Origin of the sequence: Ornithinimicrobium murale (assembly GCF_003352835.1) — a bacterium.
Taxonomy (GTDB): Bacteria; Actinomycetota; Actinomycetes; order Actinomycetales; family Dermatophilaceae; genus Ornithinicoccus; species Ornithinicoccus muralis.
On sequence record NZ_QLVD01000002.1, the window covers coordinates 24,834 to 43,511 of the forward strand.

The 18,678-nt window shown below is 70.4% G+C and carries 20 protein-coding genes; 7 read left to right on the plus strand and 13 right to left on the minus strand.

Annotated elements, in window-relative coordinates:
- A complete protein-coding gene (locus DPQ65_RS00995; RefSeq protein WP_114905529.1) occupies positions 1–1,224 on the plus strand; it encodes an NAD(P)/FAD-dependent oxidoreductase in 1,224 nt (407 codons plus the stop codon).
- A gap of 25 nt (positions 1,225–1,249) precedes the next feature.
- Here the strand turns inward: DPQ65_RS00995 and DPQ65_RS01000 are convergent, their stop codons facing one another.
- Together DPQ65_RS01000 and DPQ65_RS01005 are read right to left on the minus strand one after the other, a co-directional pair.
- On the minus strand, positions 1,250–1,960 hold the full coding sequence (locus DPQ65_RS01000; protein WP_114905530.1) for a hypothetical protein: 711 nt from the start codon (positions 1,958–1,960) through the stop codon (positions 1,250–1,252).
- Positions 1,961–2,033: 73 nt separating this feature from the next.
- Positions 2,034–3,437 carry a pyridoxal phosphate-dependent decarboxylase family protein gene (locus DPQ65_RS01005; RefSeq protein WP_114905531.1) on the minus strand — a complete coding sequence of 468 codons (1,404 nt, stop codon included), beginning with the start codon at positions 3,435–3,437 and terminating at the stop codon, positions 2,034–2,036.
- Between the two features lie 115 nt (positions 3,438–3,552).
- Here DPQ65_RS01005 and DPQ65_RS01010 point away from each other — a divergent pair, with 115 nt between their 5' ends.
- Positions 3,553–4,173 (plus strand): ClpP family protease, encoded by a 621-nt coding sequence (locus tag DPQ65_RS01010; RefSeq protein ID WP_114905532.1) that lies wholly within the window; start codon positions 3,553–3,555, stop codon positions 4,171–4,173.
- Entirely contained in the window at positions 4,170–4,772 is a 603-nt protein-coding gene (locus tag DPQ65_RS01015; RefSeq protein ID WP_114905533.1) for a ClpP family protease, read from the plus strand. The genes DPQ65_RS01010 and DPQ65_RS01015 overlap by 4 nt, the downstream gene beginning before the upstream one ends.
- Here DPQ65_RS01015 and DPQ65_RS01020 read toward each other — a convergent pair.
- The 6 genes from DPQ65_RS01020 to DPQ65_RS01045 all read right to left on the minus strand — a co-directional run bounded on the left by DPQ65_RS01020 (position 4,721) and on the right by DPQ65_RS01045 (position 11,187).
- Positions 4,721–5,311 (minus strand): GNAT family N-acetyltransferase, encoded by a 591-nt coding sequence (locus tag DPQ65_RS01020; protein WP_114905534.1) that lies wholly within the window; start codon positions 5,309–5,311, stop codon positions 4,721–4,723. The genes DPQ65_RS01015 and DPQ65_RS01020 overlap by 52 nt on opposite strands.
- Positions 5,308–5,658 (minus strand): helix-turn-helix domain-containing protein, encoded by a 351-nt coding sequence (locus tag DPQ65_RS01025; RefSeq protein ID WP_114905535.1) that lies wholly within the window; start codon positions 5,656–5,658, stop codon positions 5,308–5,310. Before DPQ65_RS01025 ends, DPQ65_RS01020 begins: the two co-directional genes overlap by 4 nt.
- A gap of 116 nt (positions 5,659–5,774) precedes the next feature.
- Entirely contained in the window at positions 5,775–6,665 is an 891-nt protein-coding gene (locus DPQ65_RS01030) for a VOC family protein (RefSeq protein WP_238146602.1), read from the minus strand.
- Between the two features lie 138 nt (positions 6,666–6,803).
- Positions 6,804–9,623 (minus strand): aconitate hydratase, encoded by a 2,820-nt coding sequence (acnA, locus tag DPQ65_RS01035; protein ID WP_114905536.1) that lies wholly within the window; start codon positions 9,621–9,623, stop codon positions 6,804–6,806.
- Positions 9,624–9,818: 195 nt separating this feature from the next.
- Positions 9,819–10,517: a potassium channel family protein gene (locus tag DPQ65_RS01040; protein ID WP_114905537.1), complete on the minus strand. Its 699-nt coding sequence runs from the start codon at positions 10,515–10,517 to the stop codon at positions 9,819–9,821.
- Positions 10,518–10,524: 7 nt separating this feature from the next.
- Positions 10,525–11,187 (minus strand): potassium channel family protein, encoded by a 663-nt coding sequence (locus DPQ65_RS01045; RefSeq protein WP_114905538.1) that lies wholly within the window; start codon positions 11,185–11,187, stop codon positions 10,525–10,527.
- Between the two features lie 70 nt (positions 11,188–11,257).
- On the opposite strand from DPQ65_RS01045, the gene DPQ65_RS01050 reads away from it, so the two are divergent.
- Genes DPQ65_RS01050 through DPQ65_RS01065 form a run of 4 tightly spaced genes read left to right on the plus strand, consistent with a single transcriptional unit; the run spans position 11,258 to position 15,645 of the window.
- Positions 11,258–13,219: an APC family permease gene (locus tag DPQ65_RS01050; protein ID WP_114905539.1), complete on the plus strand. Its 1,962-nt coding sequence runs from the start codon at positions 11,258–11,260 to the stop codon at positions 13,217–13,219.
- On the plus strand, positions 13,209–14,441 hold the full coding sequence (locus DPQ65_RS01055; RefSeq protein ID WP_114905540.1) for a class I SAM-dependent RNA methyltransferase: 1,233 nt from the start codon (positions 13,209–13,211) through the stop codon (positions 14,439–14,441). The genes DPQ65_RS01050 and DPQ65_RS01055 overlap by 11 nt, the downstream gene beginning before the upstream one ends.
- A 43-nt stretch (positions 14,442–14,484) precedes the next feature.
- On the plus strand, positions 14,485–14,937 hold the full coding sequence (locus DPQ65_RS01060; protein WP_238146603.1) for a VOC family protein: 453 nt from the start codon (positions 14,485–14,487) through the stop codon (positions 14,935–14,937).
- A gap of 33 nt (positions 14,938–14,970) precedes the next feature.
- The gene (locus DPQ65_RS01065) at positions 14,971–15,645 is read left to right on the plus strand and encodes a DNA alkylation repair protein (RefSeq protein ID WP_114905541.1); all 675 of its coding nucleotides are present in this window, start codon (positions 14,971–14,973) and stop codon (positions 15,643–15,645) included.
- A gap of 73 nt (positions 15,646–15,718) precedes the next feature.
- Here the strand turns inward: DPQ65_RS01065 and DPQ65_RS01070 are convergent, their stop codons facing one another.
- Genes DPQ65_RS01070 through DPQ65_RS01090 form a run of 5 tightly spaced genes read right to left on the minus strand, consistent with a single transcriptional unit; the run spans position 15,719 to position 18,446 of the window.
- Entirely contained in the window at positions 15,719–16,450 is a 732-nt protein-coding gene (locus DPQ65_RS01070) for a DUF3159 domain-containing protein (protein WP_114905542.1), read from the minus strand.
- Positions 16,443–16,805, minus strand: coding sequence for an OB-fold nucleic acid binding domain-containing protein (locus DPQ65_RS01075; RefSeq protein ID WP_114905543.1), 363 nt, complete (start codon positions 16,803–16,805; stop codon positions 16,443–16,445). The genes DPQ65_RS01070 and DPQ65_RS01075 overlap by 8 nt, the downstream gene beginning before the upstream one ends.
- Positions 16,802–17,593 (minus strand): DUF3710 domain-containing protein, encoded by a 792-nt coding sequence (locus tag DPQ65_RS01080; RefSeq protein WP_114905544.1) that lies wholly within the window; start codon positions 17,591–17,593, stop codon positions 16,802–16,804. The genes DPQ65_RS01075 and DPQ65_RS01080 overlap by 4 nt, the downstream gene beginning before the upstream one ends.
- 6 nt (positions 17,594–17,599) lie before the next feature.
- Positions 17,600–18,097 (minus strand): dUTP diphosphatase, encoded by a 498-nt coding sequence (gene dut / locus DPQ65_RS01085; protein ID WP_238146604.1) that lies wholly within the window; start codon positions 18,095–18,097, stop codon positions 17,600–17,602.
- A 49-nt stretch (positions 18,098–18,146) separates the two neighbouring features.
- A complete protein-coding gene (locus DPQ65_RS01090) occupies positions 18,147–18,446 on the minus strand; it encodes a DUF4193 domain-containing protein (protein ID WP_114905546.1) in 300 nt (99 codons plus the stop codon).
- Between the last annotated feature and the right edge of the window lie 232 nt (positions 18,447–18,678).

Consider the following 18,678-nt stretch of genomic DNA (forward strand, 5'->3'; position numbering starts at 1 on the left):
ATGAGCAGCCAACCCAGCACGGACGCCGGTGTCGTCGTGATCGGTGCAGGTCTCGCCGGCGCACACGTCGTGGAGGCGCTGCGCGCCCGGTCGTATGCCGGACCCGTCACCCTGGTGGGTGATGAGCAGGACCGACCCTATGAGCGCCCTCCGCTCAGCAAGGGCTACCTGCAGGGTGCTGCGGAGATCGAGGAGGCCTACGTGCACCCGGAGGGGTGGTATGCCGAGCACGACGTCTCCACGCGGTTCGGCGACGCAGCGGTGGCGCTCGACCGGGCCTCGCATGAGGTGGAGCTGGCCAGCGGTGAACGGCTCAGCTACGGGACGCTCGTGCTCGCGACCGGCGCCACACCGCGACGCCTCCGCCTGCCCGGCTCCGACCTGGAGAACGTCCTGACCCTGCGCCGGATCGCCGACAGCAACGCGTTGCGGGCGGCGATCGCCGAGCACCGGCGGATCGTCATCGTGGGCGGCGGGTGGATCGGCCTGGAGGTGGCGGCCGCAGCCCGGCTGGGCGGGTCGCAGGTGACCGTGCTCGAGATGGCCGAGCTGCCGCTGCTGCAGGTGCTGGGCGCCGAGGTGGCGCAGCACTTTGCCCGGTTGCACCAGGAGCACGGTGTCGACCTGCGAACCGGCGTGAGTGTCTCGGAGTTGACCGGTGACCACGGGCGGGTCACGGGAGTGGTCGTGGACGGTGAGCGGCTCCCCGCCGACCTGGTGCTGCTCGGTGTCGGCGCGGCGCCGAACACCGACCTGGCGCGGGCCGCCGGCCTGTCCGTCGATTCCGGCATCGTGGTCGATGAACACCTCCGCTCCCCTGACGACCCCGACGTCCTGGCCGTCGGAGACGCCGCCGAGGCACGGCATACGACACTGGGCCCGCTCCGGGTGGAGCACTGGGACAACGCGATCCGGCAGGGCAAGCTGGCCGCGGCGACGATCACCGGTGGCGGCGAGGTCTACGACTGGGCGCCCTACTTCTACACCGACCAGTACGACCTGGGCATGGAGTACGTCGGACGCGGCAGCGCCGAGGACGACGTGGCCATCCGGGGTCACCTGAGCTCCGGGGAGTTCATCGCGTTCTGGCTGCGCGAGGGCACGGTGAGCGCCGCGATGAACGTCAACATCTGGGACGTGAACGAGGACCTGCGGACCCTGATCGGGCGCACGGTCGCCCCGGAACGGCTGACCGATGCCAGCGTGGCGCTGACCGACCTGTGAGCCCGGTCCTGCGGGTGGCCAGGCCCTACTGCAGCAGGAGCACCACGATCAGGAAGGAAACGACGCCGCTGAGGCGCGGTTGCCCGGGGACCTTGCCCCGTGCACCGAGGATGAGGTAGGCAGGGGCGGCGACGATCAGACCTGGGCTCAGCACCAGCCACACCCAGGCCCACCGGGTGGCCAGTCGGGGCTGCGGCGATCTCACCAGCAGCGCGACGCAGGCCACGAGGAGCGCCATCGGCAGATAGGCCCACGCGCCGCGCACCTCCCAGTCGCCGAAAGACCCGTAGGCCCCGCTCTGCCACTCGGCCCGGACGATCTCCAGGTCCGGCGCGATCCCCTGCAGCTCCTGGCCGACATCGCCGATGATGTAGTCGCTCGACATCTCGTCGAACCCCTGCGAGTGCAGCTCCTCCAGTGAGCTGGCCTGCCGCACCTCGGCCACGCTGCGGTGCCAACCGTCCCGCCACTCGAGCCGGACGGTGGAGACCCCCTGCACGCCGTCCGAGTAGCCATCCGGACCATCGAGGGCGCCCACGACGCGCACCTGCTCCACGGCGCCCCGCTGCAGGGCTGCCTGCAGGTCGTCAACGGACACGGCCCGGGCACCGCCGACGAGTGCTCCCAGGAGAGTCACGACATACAGCACCAGGGTCAGCCAGCGCGCGACCTGCCACGCACTGACGCCCTCGCCCCTGGCCCCCACGGCCTCGTGGGCAACCGTCGCTGTTGCCATGCGGGAAGGGTACCGGTCCCGCCCCACCTGCGCGGAGAATGACGCCATCGTCCACCGCGGTCTCCGTGCGTCGTCAGTCGTCGAGGCTCCGGACCGCCCGCAGCACGGCCTCGACGGAGAGGTCGATGTCAGCGGCGGTGGTGAGGTGGTTGGAGACGGCGATCCGCATCAGTCGCCGGCCACGCCACGTGGTGCCACCCATCCAGCAGGTGCCGTCCTGCTGGATCAGGCTGATCACGGCGTCGGTGCGCCGGTCGGCCTCCGAGCCCTCGCCGCCGAAACCGACGAGCACCTGGTTGAGCACCACGTCGTTGACGACCTCGAGCCCGGCAGTGGTCAGGGCGTCGGCACACCGCCGCGCGTGGTCGCTGCACCGGTCGACCAGGTCGGCGACCCCCTGACGTCCGAGCTCCTGAAGGGCCGCCCACACCGCGAACCCGCGGGCGCGTCGAGAGGACTCGGCCGTGTAGTCGGCCGCGCCCGGGGCCGTGCCGGAGCCGGTCAGGTAGGAGGCGGTGTAGGACATCGCGGCCGTCTGCACGTCAGGACGCGAACAGAACGCGAAGCCGGAGTCGTAGGGCACGTTCAACCACTTGTGACCGTCGCACCCCCAGGAGTCCGCCAGCTCCACACCGTCCACCAGGTGCCTACGCGCGGCGCTCGCCGCTGCCCACAGGCCGAAGGCCCCGTCGACGTGGACCCAGGTGCCGTGCTCGCGAGCGATGGTGCAGGCAGTGCGCAGGTCGTCGACGGCACCGGTGTTGACGTTGCCGGCCTGCAGGCAGAGCACGCTCGGATGAGCCTCGTCCGTGGGCTCGGTGGACAGGACCCGTCGGAGGTCGTCGGTGTCGATGGCTCCCTGCGCGTCGACGGCCACCTCCGCCAGTGCGTCGGAGCCCAGGCCCAGCAGCCGCAGGGAGCGGTCGATGGTGGCGTGCCGTTCGGCGCCGGCGAGCACCCTGATCTGCGGCGCTCCGGCGAGCCCGCGGCGCTCCACGTCCCACCCTGCTTGGCGCAACAGGTGGTGCCGTGCCGCAGCCAGTCCGACCGTGTTCGCGGCCTGGGCGCCGGTCACGAAGCCGACCCCGGCTGACGCGGGCAGTCCCAGCAGGTCCTTCAGCCAGGCCCCGGCGACGTCCTCGGCCGCGGCCGCGGCTGGGGCGAGATGACCGTTGAACGCGCACTGGTCCCAACCGACGGCCAGGATGTCCGCGGCCGAGGCGGCCGGCAGGGCACCCCCGATGACGAAGCCGAAGTAGCGGGGGCCCGGCGTGGACATCAGGCCCGGCTGCGCGGCGTCGATGAGCTGCTCGACCACCTCCCCGGCATCGCGTGGCCCCTCCGGGAGGGGGACGGCCAGCCGGCTGCGGACCACGGACTGACCGGCGGGCGCCTGCACCGGCCGCTCGTGCAGGGACGCGCGGAAGTCGGCGGCTTCGTGAGCCGCGCGCTCGAACAGGGCGTGAAGGTCGGCCATAGCTGCTGATGCTACGGCGGTGCCGCAGGCAGCACGAGCGGGCCCCTGACGTGGCTGCGCTGCTCACAGCAGCGTGCCCTTCCGGTCTCCGCCGGCGCCCCCGCAGTCTGGAGTCATGAGCACCGAAACCACAGACCCCGCGCAGGGGCTGGACCACGAGATCCACCGACAGCTCTTTGACCGCCGCACACTCGTGCTGGGCGAGGCCCTCGAGGAGCGCAACAGCAACCGCCTGGTTGCCGCCCTGCTCCTGCTGGCCGACGCCGACCCACGGGAGGACATCCGACTGCTGATCAACTCGGTCGGCGGCTCGGTGCCTGGGATGCTCGCCATCCGGGACTGCATGCGGATGATCCCCAACGACGTGGTCACCGTCAACGTCGGCATGGCCTACAGCGCCGGTCAGTTCCTGCTGTCCTCCGGCGCACCGGGCAAGCGCTACGCACTGCCGCACGCCAAGGTGCTGCTGCACCAGGGATCGGCCGGCATCGGTGGCACCGCCATGGACATCGCCATCCAGGCCGACGACCTGCGGCACACCCGGGACACGGTCCTGGGGTGCATCGCCGAGGACACGGGGCAACCGGTCGAGCGGGTCGAGGAGGACTCCCGCAGGGACCGGTGGTTCTCGGCTCCGGAGGCACTGGACTACGGCTTCATCGACGCGATCGCCGGATCGCTCGAGGACGTGATGCCGGGGCGGACCGCCCCCATCGGCCTGGGGAGCACGCGATGAGCACCTATGCCATCCCCTATGTCACGACGCAGAGTCCCCGTGGAGAGCGCACGCTCGACATCTACAGCCGGCTGCTCGCCGACCGCATCGTCTACCTGGGCACCGGCATCGACGAGGGGGTGGCCAACGCGGTCATCGCCCAGCTCCTGCACCTGGAGAACGAGAACCCAGACACTCCGATCGCGCTCTATCTGAACTCGGTCGGCGGCTCGATCCCGGCAACCCTGGCCATCTATGACGCGATGCAGTTCGTCCGGCCGCGCATCGACACGACCTGCGTGGGCCAGGTGGTCGCCAGCTCGGCCGTCCTGCTGGCCGGCGGTGCGGCAGGGCACCGCTCGATCCTTCCGCACGGGCGGGTCGTGATCCACGCGCCGGCGGCCGAGGGGCGCGGCACCGTGCCGGACCTGATCCTGGAGGCCGACGAGATCGAGCGGGTGCGCCGCATGCAGGAGGAGATCCTGGGCCAGCACACCGGCCACACGGCCGACCAGGTCCGCCGAGACACCGACCGCGACCTCATCCTGACCGCCCAGGCTGCCGTCGACTATGGCGTCGTCGACCAGGTGCTCTCCGCGCGGGAGGCGCTCGTGGCGTGAGTGGGGCGCAACCGCGCGTGGTCCCACGACGTGGAGCCCAGGGCGAACCGCCGGTAGTGGCTGGGCTGCCCGAGGTAGCTGGCCGGTTGCCCCTGCCCTGTCTCCGTCATGCCGAGGCGCTGCAGGATCCGGACTGAGGCCCGGTTGGCCCCGATGGCCTCGGCCCAGATCTCCCGCAGCCCCAGCACCGCAAAGCCGTGCGCCACACCTGAGCGGGCCAGGGCCAGACCCAGACCTCGGCCCCACAGCGACCGGGGTCCCACCAGGAACCCGAGCTCCCGGCGTCCGGCCTCCGTGCCGTGCAGGTCCACGTAGCCCACCAGCCGCCCCTCCTGCTCCGCCGCCAGGCGCAGCAGGTCGGGCGGCGGCGAGGTGATCGTTCTGCGCTGAAAGTCGCGGTGCTCCACCTGCGACAGAGCGGTGGACCACTCGGCGGCCCGGCAGAAATCCGGGTCCTGGGCCCACCCGGCGATGACCTCCCCGTCAGCCGCCGTCAGGGGCCGCAGCGAGACCGCCAGGGGGCGTAGTGGGACGGTCACGCGGCCAGCAGGACGGGGTCGCTCCCCCGGGCCGTGCGCAACGCCACCGTGAGCTGAGCGCTCGCACGACGCGTGAGGTCAAGGACCGACAGGTCCAGGGCACCAGCGAGGGCCTCGAGCATCTCCGAGGACGGGTCCTTCTTGCCCCGCTCGAGCTCGGAGAGGTATTGGGGCGACAGCCCCGCCCGGCCCGCGACGTCGGCGATGCGCTCCCCTCGGAACTCCCGCTCACCGCGGAGCTGCCGACCCAGCGCCTCCCGCCACAGCGGCGGCTGCACGTGGCGCACCGTGCCGCGCCGTGCTCGACCCGGCGACGGGCGGTCGGAGAGTCGCACCACGTTTCCCATGAGGTGACGCTAGCGCGGCGCCCGGACCGGAGCGAGTCATTTCACTCTCGGCAGAGCGAGGCCCCCACCACCGGGGCGGGATCAGGGGCAGGTGAGCATCGGCATACGGCCCCGGGTCAGTCCGCGGCGCGGACGTTGATCAGGTTGGCCCACGGGTCATCGAAGGAGACCGTGCGGCCGTCGTCGCGCGTCTGCATGCCGAAGTGCTTCATCCGCTCGGTCAGCGCTCCGACCTCGTCTGCGGTCGGCACGACGATGTCGACCTGCCCCAGACCGAGGGTCCGCTGACGGGGACCGGCACCACGGGAGTTCCAGACGTTCATCGCCATGTGGTGGTGATACTTCCCGGCGCTGACGAACAGCGCCTGGTTCCCCAGCGTCGCCGTCGTCTCGAAGCCGAGCTTGTGGACATAGAACTCCTGGGCGGTCGCGACGTCCCCCACGGACAGGTGGACGTGCCCCACGATGGCGCTGCCGAGCGCGGCGGGGTCGGCCAGGCCCTCCTCGGTGAGGTGCTCGCGCAGGAACTGGTTCGGGTCCAGGAACAGGGTGGACATCTCGACCTGGCCGTGCGTCCAGCTCCACTCGGTGCGGTCGCGGTCCCAGTAGAGCTCGATCCCGTTGCCCTCCGGGTCGTCGAAGTAGAAGGCCTGGCTGACCAGGTGGTCGCTGGAGCCGACGAACCGGACACCCGGGTACTGCGCGGCGGTGGCCACGGTCGCGGCGAGGGCCTGCTGGGTCTCGTAGAGGATGGCCGTGTGGAAGAGCCCGGCCTGCCCCGGCGTGGCGGCCTTGAGCTCGGGGCTGTGTCGCAGGATGACGACGGGCTCGGTCCCGCGACCCAGCGTGACCCGCGAGCCCTGGCTGGAGAGCACCTGCAGGGCGATCGCGTCCCGGTAGTAGGCGGTCATCACGTCGAGGTCGGCAACGTCGAGGGTCACCGCGCCCATCGAGGTGTCAGCCGCCAGCAGGTCCTTCGGGGTGAGCAGTGCGGGCGTGGTGGTCATCAGTGCCTCTTCCATCATTGGTTGATCTTTCAATCATTCTAACAGAGGCAGCCGCTCGGGCATTCCCGGGGCCTGATGAGACGCGGGCGGCCCCGCACCGTGAACCGGTGCGGGGCCGCTGTCGTGCGGACGTCAGTCTCAGGCAGAGACCAACGAACGCAGGACGTACTGCAGGATGCCGTCGTTGCGGTAGTAGTCCGCCTCACCGGGGGTGTCGATGCGCAGCACGGCGTCGAACTCCACCTTCTCGCCACCGTCCTTCTCGGCCACCACGTGCACGGTCTCGGGGATCGAGTCGTTCAGTGCGGTGATGCCGGTGAAGGAGAAGGTCTCGGTGCCGTCCAGGCCGAGGGAGTCGGCGGTCTGGCCCTCGGGGTACTGCAGCGGCAGCACGCCCATGCCGATCAGGTTGGAGCGGTGAATCCGCTCGTAGGACTCGGCGATGACGACCTTGACCCCCAGCAGGCGGGTGCCCTTGGCGGCCCAGTCGCGGGAGGAGCCGGAGCCGTACTCCTTGCCGGCGAGCACGACCAGCGGGATGCCGGCCTCGGCGTAGGCCTGCGCCGCATCGAAGATGGCAACCGGCTCGGTGGAGCCGTCCAGCAGGTTGCGGGTGAAGCCGCCCTCGACGCCGTCCAGCAGCTGGTTGCGCAGCCGGATGTTGGCGAAGGTGCCGCGGATCATGACCTCGTGGTTGCCGCGTCGCGAGCCGTAGGAGTTGAAGTCTCGACGCTCGATGCCGTGCTCGGACAGGTAGCGACCTGCCGGGCTGTCAGCCTTGATCGACCCGGCCGGGCTGATGTGGTCGGTCGTGACCGAGTCACCCAGCTTGGCCAGCACCCGTGCGCCGCTGACGTCCTCGACCGGCGCCGGCTGGGCCTGCATCCCCTCGAAGTATGGGGGCTTGCGGACGTAGGTGGAGTCATCGGCCCACTCGAAGGTGTCACCGTCGGGGGTGGGCAGCGACTGCCAGCGCTCGTCACCGGCGAAGACGTCGGAGTAGTCCTCGGTGAACATGTCGCGGCTGATCGACGTCGCGATGGTGGCCTCGACGTCCTCGGGCGCGGGCCAGATGTCCTTCAGGAAGACCTCGTTGCCCTCGGTGTCGACGCCCAACGGCTCGGCCTCGAAGTCGAAGTCCATCGTGCCGGCCAGGGCGTAGGCGATGACCAGCGGCGGGGACGCCAGGTAGTTCATCTTGACGTCGGGGTTGATCCGGCCCTCGAAGTTGCGGTTGCCCGAGAGCACGGACGTCACCGCGAGGTCGTTGGCGTTCACCGCCTCGGAGACCTCCGGGATGATCGGGCCGGAGTTGCCGATGCAGGTGGTGCAGCCGTAGCCGACCAGGTGGAAGCCGAGCTTCTCCAGGTAGGGCCACATGCCCGCCTTCTCGAAGTAGCCGGTGACGACCTTGGATCCGGGCGCCATCGAGGTCTTCACCCACGGGGGCACGGTCAGGCCGCGCTCCACGGCGTTCTTGGCCAGCATCGCCGAGGCCATCATCACCGAGGGGTTGGAGGTGTTGGTGCAGCTGGTGATCGAGGCGATCGCCACGTGCCCGTGGTCGATCTCCACCTCCTTGCCGTCCAGCGTGACCGTGGCCGGGTTGCTGGCCCGCTCGCCGTTCGGGAAACGCGCCGAGTGCTCCGGCCGCCCCGCCTGCTCAGAGGCCTCGTGCGCATCGTGGGACGGCGCGTCGGAGGCCGGGAAGGTGTCCGCGAGCTCCTGGTCGACCGAGCTCTTCTCGATGCCCTGGCCGTCGACCACGTAGTTCTTCAAGTCCGCCCAGAACTGCTCCTTGGACTCAGTCACCGCGATGCGGTCCTGCGGGCGCTTCGGGCCGGCGATCGAGGGCACGACCGTGGACAGGTCCAGCTCGAGGCGCTCGCTGTAGCGGGCCTCGACCGAGGCGTCCAGCCACATGCCCTGCTCCTTGGCATAGGCCTCGACCAGGGCGACCTGCTCGTCAGAGCGGCCCGTCAGGCGCAGGTAGTCCAGGGTCACACCGTCGATCGGGAAGATCGCACACGTGGACCCGAACTCCGGGCTCATGTTGCCGATGGTGGCGCGGTTGGCCAGCGGCACCTGCGTCACACCCTCGCCATAGAACTCCACGAACTTGCCGACCACACCGTGCTCCCGCAGCATCTCGGTGATCGTCAGCACGACGTCGGTCGCGGTCGCACCCGCCGGGATCGACCCGGACAGCTTGAAGCCCACGACACGCGGGATCAGCATGGAGACCGGCTGGCCCAGCATTGCGGCCTCGGCCTCGATGCCACCCACACCCCAGCCCAGCACACCCAGCCCGTTGACCATGGTGGTGTGGCTGTCGGTGCCGACGCAGGAGTCCGGGTAGGCCAGGAGCTCGCCGTCGACCTCGCGGGTCATCACCGTGCGGGCCAGGTGCTCGATGTTGACCTGGTGGACGATGCCGGTGCCCGGCGGCACGACCTTGAAGTCCTCGAACGCGGTCTGGCCCCACCGCAGGAACTGGTAGCGCTCCCCGTTGCGCTCGTACTCGATCTCCACGTTGCGCTCGAAGGCATCCGGCTGCCCGAAGACGTCGATGATGACGGAGTGGTCGATGACCAGCTCGGCCGGTGCGAGCGGGTTGATCTTGGTCGGGTCACCACCGAGGTCCACCATCGCCTCGCGCATCGTGGCCAGGTCGACGACGCACGGAACACCGGTGAAGTCCTGCATGATCACGCGGGCCGGCGTGAACTGGATCTCCGTGCTCGGGTCGGCGTTCTCATCCCACTGCGCCAGCGCGTTGATGTGGTCGGCCGTGATGTTCTTGCCGTCCTCGGTGCGCAGCAGGTTCTCCAGCAGCACCTTCAGGCTGTATGGCAGGTTGGCCGAGCCCTCGAGGTCGGTGATGCGGTAGATCTCGTAGCTGGCGTCACCCACCTCAAGGGTGCCCTTGGCCCCGAAACTGTTGGTCGTGTCGCTCACGCCGACTCCTCTCCGATTTATCTTGACGTCAAGATAACTCTATCACAGACGCTCTCCTACCTGGCAGTCTCGCGCACCTCGGGAGCCACGTCTACGGAAGGCTTGCCTAACCCGCACAGCCCGCTCCCCGGTCGCCACCGGACAGGTCGCCCCGGTGTCGAGCCCGTGCGTGTGCGCCGACCTCGGGGAGCGGTGTCAGGCCTCGTCCTCGTCGTCACGCTGGGGGCGGGTGCGGCTCTCCGGGTTGAGAGTGAGGGCCAGCTGGTGCTCAGCCTCGGGCGGGCAGATAAACAGGATCTCGTCGTTGACCTCGATCGCTTCGTCCGGGCTGGGCGAGATCGCCTGACCGTCGCGCAGGATCGTGATCAGCTGGGTGTCCGGAGGCAGGGGAACGTCACCGACGCGGGAACCGACGTAGGGGCTGGACTCGGGCAGGGTCAGCTCGACCATGTGGGCGGCGCCGTGCTGGAACTCGAAGAGCCGCACGATCTCACCGACCGTGACCGCCTCCTCGACCAGCGCGGTCATCAGCCGCGGGGTGGAGACGGCCACATCCACACCCCAGGCGTCGTTGAACAACCACTCGTTGCGGGGGTTGTTCACCCGGGCCACGGTGCGCGGCACGGCGAACTCCGTGCGAGCCAGGAAGGAGACCACGAGGTTCACCTTGTCGTCGCCGGTCGCACAGACGACGTGGTCATAGGTCTCCAGCTGCGCGGTGGTCAGCGTGCTGATCTCACAGGCATCCCCGATGATCCAGTCGGCGGCAGGGACCATCGAGGTCTTGGCCTCGGTGGCGTCCCGGTCGATGATCAGGACGTCATGGCCGTTGTGGAGCAGCTCCCGGCCGATGGAGCGGCCGACACTGCCGGCACCGATCACGACGACACGCACGAGGACCTCACTCCTCCGGCCGGACGGTGTCCAGCCGGTGCTCCAGCTCGGGCAGGGTCCCTCGCCGCGCCACCAGGTGCAGCTCGTCGCCCTCCTGATAGACCGACTCTGCCGTGGGGATCAGGGCGTCACCCAGTCGGGTGACGAAGGCGACCCGCACGCCGAAGGTCCGCTCGATCTCCGTCAGCCGACGCCCGATCCAGAGCGGGTTGACGTGGATCTGGCCGATCACCAGGGCACCGCTGGGATCGAAGTAGTCGGGGGTGCTCCCCTCCGGAAGGAGGTGGTGCAGCGTCTGGTCGGCCGTCCACCGCACCGTGGCCACGGTCGGTATGCCGAGGCGCTGGAAGATCTCGGCCCGCTTGGGGTCATAGATCCGGGCCACGACCCGCTCCACGCCATAGGTCTCCCGGGCCACCCGCGCCGCGATGATGTTGGAGTTGTCGCCGCTGCTGACCGCGGCGAAGGCGAAGGCCTGCGGCACACCGGCGTCCTTCATGACCTCCCGGTCAAAGCCCACACCCTTGATACGACGCCCCGGGAAGTCCGGACCGAGGCGGTGGAAGGCCGCCGGGTCCTGGTCGATGACGGCGACCTGGTGGCCGCGCTTGATCAGGCTGTGCGCGAGGGTCGCCCCGACGCGACCGCAGCCCATGATGACGAAGTGCACGGTGCCGACGCTACCTCGGCGGGCGGTCAGATGTCGGACTCACGGCCAATCTCTCTCTAGAGTGGCCCGCATGGAGTCCGGCGACCTGCTCAAGCGGGTTTTCATCGGTCGCGCACTGCGCACCGATCGGCTCAGCGACACCCTTCTCCCCCGGCGGCTCGGGATGCCGGTGTTCGCCAGCGACGCGCTGTCCTCGGTGGCGTATGCCGTGGACGAGATCGTGCTGACCCTCGCCCTGGCCGGTGGTGCGGCGATCTACTTCTACTCCTGGGAGGTCGGCGTCGCCGTCGGCCTGGTCATGCTCGTCATCGTCGCGTCCTACCGGCAGACCGTCTACGCCTACCCCGGCGGCGGCGGCGACTACGAGGTCGCCTCGGACAACCTGGGGCCGCGCGCGGGGGTGGTGGTCGGGTCCGCCCTGATTGTCGACTACACGCTGACCGTGGCGGTGTCGGTCTCCGCCGCCGTGCAGAACGCGGCCGCGGCCCTGGGGTTCCTGCGGGGCTATGAGGCGGCCGTGGCCGCCGGGCTGATCGCCCTGCTCACGCTGATCAACCTGCGTGGCGTCCGCGAGTCCGGCCGCGCGCTGGCCGTGCCGGTCTACGCCTTCCTCGGTGCCCTCGGCATCCTCATCGTCACCGGAGCCGTGCAACTGCTGACCGGCACGCTCGGCCGGGCCGCGAGCGCCGAGTACGAGCTCCTCCCCGCCGAGGGCTACGAGGAGCTCACCGGTCTGGCCCTGATCTTCCTGTGTCTGCGAGCCTTCGCCTCCGGCTCGGTGGCGCTCACCGGCGTGCAGGGCGTCGCCAACGGGGTGCCCGCACTGCGACGGCCCAAGAGCCGCAACGCCGCCTCGGTCCTGGCCATCATGGCCACGCTGTCGATCACCATCATCGTCTCGGTGCTCTGGCTGACCCGGGAGACCGGCATCCAGATGGCGGTCAACCCCGAGCAACAGCTCCGCCAGGACGGCGAACCGGTGGGTCCCGACTTCGTGCAGGACACGGTGCTCGGCCAGCTGTCCAAGGTCGTCTTCGGTCCGGAGGCCCTGGGCGTCCTGCTGGTAGCGATCACGACGGGCGTGATGCTCTTCGTGGCCGCCAACACCGCCTTCAACGGGTTCCCGGTGCTCGCCTCCCGGCTGGCGCGCGACCGCTTCCTGCCGCGGGGGCTGGTCACCCGTGGCCACCGGCTGACCTACTCCAACGGCATCATCCTGCTGGCCGCCGCCTCCGCCGCGCTCGTGCTGGTCTACCGCGCCACGGTGACCGAGCTGATCCAGATGTACATCGTCGGCGTGTTCATCTCCTTCACCTGCAGCCAGGCCGGCATGGTCCGACACTGGAACCGGCGCCTGCGCACCGAGCTCAGCCTGCGCCAGCGTGTCGGCATGATCCGCAGCCGCACCATCAACCAGGTCGGGGTCACCGTCTCCACCGCCGTGTTGGTGATCGTCCTGCTCACCCGCTTCACGAACGGAGCGGGGCTGTCCCTGCTCGCGATCGGTCTCATCTGGATGGGGATGACCATGGTCTACCGCTATCACCGCACGATGGACAACGAGATCTCACTGCCCGCCGAGGGCGTGGACACCAGCCAGGTCGTGCCCTCCCGGGTGCACGCCCTGGTCTACGTCCCCCGCCTGGACCGCCCGACGATGCGGGCGCTTGCCTACGCTCGCGCGACCCGGCCCCACACCCTCGAGGCGATCACCGTCGACGTCGTGCCGGAGTCGACCCAGGAACTGCGGGCGGCGTGGGAGGCCCGCGAGCTTCCGGTGACGTTGCGGGCACTGGACTCCCCCTACCGAGAGTCCGTGCGGCCGGTCATCGACTATGTGCGGCGCGTGCGCCGGGACCGGCCCCGGGACGTGGTCGTGGTCTACCTCGCCGAGTATGTCGGGCGTGAGGGCTGGTGGATCAGGATGGTCCGGGACCGCACCCTGGAGCGGCTGCGGCGCGGGCTGCTGCGCACCACGGGCGTCATGCTGGTGACCGTGCCGTGGCAGGGAGAGGGAACCGATGAGGACTGAGCAGACCGGGGCGGCACTCGGTGACCGTTTCGTCGTCGCCGTCGGGCCTGTGGCCCACGGCGGTCACTGCATCGCCCGCCACGAGGGCCAGGTGCTCTTCGTCCGGCACACCCTGCCCGGTGAGCGGGTCCGCGTCGAGGTCACCGAGATCGGTCCGGGCGGGCGGTTCGCGCGGGCCGACGCCATCGAGGTCCTGGAGCCCGCCCCCGCGCGAGTGCCGGCGCCCTGCCCCTGGTCCGGCCCCGGCCGATGCGGCGGCTGCGACTGGCAGCACGTGTCACCGCAGGGACAGCGCGCGCTCAAGCATGACGTGATTCTCGAGCAGTTCTCCCGCCTGGCTGGCCTGGACCTCACGGAGCACCTCGGCCGCGACATCGAGGTGGAGGCGATCCCCGGCGACCGCGACGGCCAGGGGTGGCGCACCCGCGTGGAGTTCGCCGTCGACGACGCCGGTCACCCCGGTCTGCGCCGGCACCGCAGCCACGACATCCTCCCTATCGACACCTGCCTGATCGCCGACCCGCGGGTGCTCGGCACCGGTGTGCTCGCCACGACCTATCCGGGAGCCACCGCGGTCGATGTCGTGGCGCCGTCGGTCGGCGCACCCGTCGTGGTGGAGGTGCCCGACGGTCCCGTCCCCGTGGTCCGTGAGCGGGTCGCCCTGCCCGACCGCGAGCTCGAGCTGGACGTGTCCGCCCGCGGGTTCTGGCAGGTGCACCCGGGCGCCGCCCGCACCTTCGTCGCCACCGTTCTGGAGTGGCTGGCACCTCGCCCGGGTGAGCACGTGCTGGATCTGTATGCCGGGGTGGGGGTCTTCGCGGCAGCGTTCGCCCCCGCGGTGGGTGACCGGGGTTCGGTCGAGGCGGTCGAGGGTGACCGGACGGCCACCGAGCATGCTCGGGACAACCTGGCTGCCAGCCCGTGGGTCACGGTGACCCGCGACCGGGTGGACCGTGCCGTGCGCCGGATGGTGCGCGCTGGCCGCACCGCCGACCTGGTCGTGCTGGACCCTCCGCGCACCGGCGCCGGACGCGCGGTGTGTCGGGATGTCGGGGCGCTCGGCCCACGCACGATCGGCTACGTCGCCTGTGACCCGGCCGCACTGGCCAGGGACGTCGGCTACCTCATCGAGGAGGGCTATATCCTGCGCGACGTGCGCGCCTTCGACGCCTTCCCGATGACCCACCACATGGAGCTCGTGGCCGCCCTCGACGCCCCGTGAGCCGAGCCGATGAGTTTTCGTTGGGCTGGGAGTCGGGTCTGTCATGAGCACATCACCCGAGCCGACCCGAGGGGACATGATGAACTGGACGCTGGAGGTCGTGGTGGTCCCGGTGGCCGAGATCGACCGGGCCAAGAGCTTCTACGCCGACCAGCTGGGCTTCACGGTCGACCACGACACCACGATCAGCCCCGGCAACCGCGTGGTGCAGCTGACTCCGCGGGGCTCCGGCTGCTCCATCGTCATCGGCGAGGGCGTCGTGCCCTCCATGCCGCCGGGCAGCCTCCAGGGCCTGCAGCTGGTGGTCCCGGACCTGGTGGCAGCGCACGCGCACCTGGTCGAGCGTGACGTCGAGGTCAGCGAGATTCACGTCATGGGCGGTCCCCCCGATGCGCTGGAGCGGGGAGGATCGGCACTGGACAACATCGGCTTCGTCTACTTCCAGGACCCGGACGGCAACAGCTGGGCCGTCCAGCAGATCTCCGCGCGCGGGTGAGGTCGTGTCCGCCTTCCTGGGTGCCGCGCCGTCGTGACCACGTCGACCGCTGCCGCGCTGCTCGAGGAGCTCCACGCCGTGGCCGACCCGGCCCGGCACCCCAACGAGCACTACCGGGGACCCGGTGAGGTGCTGGGGGTCCGGATGGGCACCCTCTTTGCCATCACGCAGCAGGCGAGGAGCATGCCCCTCGCGGAGGTCGAGAAGCTGCTCGACCTGAGTGCCTACGAGCCGAGGCTAGCGGCCATCTGCATCCTCGACTTCGGCGTGCGTGGGCAACGCGTCACCGAGGACCAACGGGAGGCCCGCTACCGGCTCTACCTGGATCGACACGATGCGATCGACACGTGGTCCATGGTCGACCGGGCGGCTCCCCGCGTGGTCGGCAACTACCTCAGGGAGCGGTCCCGCGCACCGCTGTTCGAGCTCGCGGCCTCCCCTGATCCCCTCCGCAGGCGCACGGCGATGACCGCGCCGTTGAGTTACACCCGACCACTGCACGCGCCAGGCATCACCGACCTGCTCAGGCTCGCCGAGCTGCTCTTGGACGACCCCGACCCGGTGGTGTCCAAACCGGTCGGCATCGCCCTCAAACACGCTGGTGGGGTCGCCCCCGAGGCTGTCGAGGAGTTCCTGGACCGTCTCGGTGACCGGGTGCCGGCACCGATCCGTCGCCAGGCGAGGGCCAAGCTACCGCCGCGCACCTGAACCGCCCGACCGGGCACGACCGTGCCACCGTCACGACCGGAGGCCGCGCCACCCCTCGCTCGTCATGGCCCGGTCACGGCGCAGGTTTGTCCTCGGGCTGGGCCGCGGACGACTCGGCGGTCGGGGTGTGGCCGGTGGCGAGCATGATGCCCATGATCACGATGGCCGTCAGGTAGGCCGGCCAGCCCAGCACGATCTTGCTCACCCCGAGCCAGGCGACCTCCTCGGCGAAGTAGAGCGGCAGCATGATCGCCACCCGCACGACGAAGAGCACCACCAGGACCCAGGTGAGCCGGCTGCAGACCTTGACCAGCGCGCTGTCCCTGCGCCAGGCCGTGGGGTGCTCGACATAGTCGGGATCACCGGCCGCCACGATGAAACCCACTGCGGGCCACCTGGTGAGGATCGAGATCAGCGTCCCCACGGCATACGCCGCCGAGGTCAGGATGCCGGGCAGGAAGGCGTCCTGGGCGTTGCCCGAGCGCAGGGCGAAGAACGCGGCGATCGCCGTGGCGAAGATCGAGGTCAGCACGAAGCGGACCGAGCCGCCGATGTAGAGGCGGATGCCCAGCAGGATGATCGCCACGCCGCCGGCGGCCAGCAGCGCCGGCCGGACCTCGTCGCGGATCAGCCACAGGACCACGAACGCGACGGTGGGCAACGCCGTCTCCAGCGAGCCGTACCACCCGCCGAGCACGTCGGAGATCCGGCGGCGGATGACCTGCTCGACCGTCTCGACGGCGGCGACCTCGTGGTCCGGACCGGACGCCTCGCCCTGGCCTGGGACGCGCTGCTGCTCAGACATGCTTCGGCAGCATCTGGTAGCCCGGGTTGAAGATCGTGATGCGGCCATCCACCAGCGTCACCCGCCCGGTGAGGGTCAGATAGGCGCCGGGTCGGATGCCGGCGATCTCGCGGCGACCGAGCCAGACCACGTCGAGGACCCCGGTCCCATCGAACAGCTCGATGCGCAGCTCGGGGGCCCGACCGGCGGGCAGGACCGCGATGCTGTGGACGGTGCCGGTGACCGAGGCCTGCGACCGGACCTGCAGGTCGGCGATGCGCGTGCACCCCGGGCGGGAACACTCGGCGGCCAGCTCCTCGGCCGCCAGCTCGGACTCGTCAACGGCCAGCTCGTCCAGGGCCTTGCGCAGGCTCATCGGTCGGTCTGCTCCGGCCCGTCGGCAGGGGGCCCTGCGGCGTCGTCGGCCCCCGCTGCGGCCTGGGATGCGGCCGCCTGCTCCGCGGCCTTCTTCTCGGCAGCGGCCTGTTGGGCGGCCTGGCGCCTGCGGGCGGCCTCCTCCACGACGGACTTGGGCGGCGTCAGCGCCAGCACCTCACGTGGCGGGCGTGCCTCGGTCCCGCGGTCGACGACCACCCGGCGCAGGAAGGAGCGGACGACCTGCAGCTGCTGCGGGTCACCGGCGGCGGGGCCGTTGATCACGGCGCGCACGAACCAGCGGGGCCCGTCGACCCCGATGAAGCGGTTGGGGGCGAAGGCGACGCGACCGCTGGCGTCGCGCCCCGGCATACGGGCCAGCAGTTCCTGGCCCAGCACGCCCTTGGGGTCGACCTGGGCGGAGCCACCGGCTGCCTTGATGCCCTCGACCAGGCCCTCGCGGATCTCAGTCCACAGTCCCTCGCTGCGCGGCGCGGCGAAGGCCTGCAGCTGCACCTTGGAGGTGCCGATGGTGCAGGTCACGCCCGTGATGCGGTTGGTCGCCTTCTCCAGGTCCAGGCGCATCTCCATGCCGGGGACGGCCGGGACCTTGAGGGCTCCGAGGTTGACCAGGCCCGTCGCCTCCGGGCGCTCCGAGATGTCGTAGGGACCGTCGAACTCACGCTCCCAGTCACGGTCCACGCCCGGCTCCCCCTCCGGGACGACCTGCTCGGTCGTCTCCTCGACCGCGTCGGCGGTCTCCTTCTTCTTCCGGCCGAAGATTGCCACGAGGCGTCAGTCCTTCTCAGTCTTGGTGTCGGTGCTGGTCTGGGTGGTGCCGGTCCCGAATCCCCCGGAGGCACCGTGCCCGCTCGTGCCCCGTGCGCTGCCGGGCAGCGTGGCCACCTCGGTGAAGGCCACGACGGACACCGGCTGCACGATCAGCTGGGCGATCCGGTCGCCGCGCTGCACCGTGAAGGCGTCGGCGGCGTCGGTGTTGAGCAGGTTGACCATGATCTCGCCGCGGTATCCCGCGTCGATGGTGCCCGGCGCGTTCACGATGGTGATGCCGTGGCGGGTGGCCAGGCCGGAGCGGGGGTGGGTGAAGGCCGCGTAGCCGTCGGGCAGGGCGATCGCCACCCCCGTCGGCACCAGCGTGCGCTGCCCCGGCGCGAGCGTCACGGTCTCGCGGGCGAACAGGTCGACCCCGGCATCACCCGGGTGTGCCCTGCCGGGGACCGGCAGGGCGTCGTCGAGCCGTTGCAGAAGCACCGGAATCGGTTGGGTGGTCACGTGAGTCGAGGGTACCCGCAATGCGCGGGCCCCCGGCCATCGTCGGTGGTCAGGCCGCGCACTCGGTGCAGACGGGAAGACCGCCGACCTCCTTGGCGAGCTGGCTACGGTGGTGCACCAGGAAGCAGCGCGAGCAGGTGAACTCATCGGCCTGGCGCGGCAGCACCCGGACCGACAGCTCCTCACCCGACAGGTCTGCCCCCGGGAGTTCGAACCCTTCGGCGTGCTCCGTCTCGTCGACGTCCACGCTCGAGGAGCTCTTGTCCGCCCGCCGAGCCTTCAGCTCCTCCAGAGAGTCCTCATTGATGTCGTCCTCAGACTTACGAGGTGCGTCGTAGTCGGTTGCCATGACGTCCCTCTCCTCTCTCTCGAGCTGGTGTCACAGGGCCTGGCTGACCCTGTGGTGTGCGATTGGTCTGCGTATGAACGTCGGAAGACCCGATTTTGTGCCCGCCCCTGGCTGCACTGTCGCCAAAGGTCAGGTTCTTGCGTCACGGCGCCTGTGCCGTGGGTGCAGATGCCCGCGAACGCAGTCGTTCGCGGGGATTGTGCCGTATGCCGTGCCGGTGCACCTAACCGGG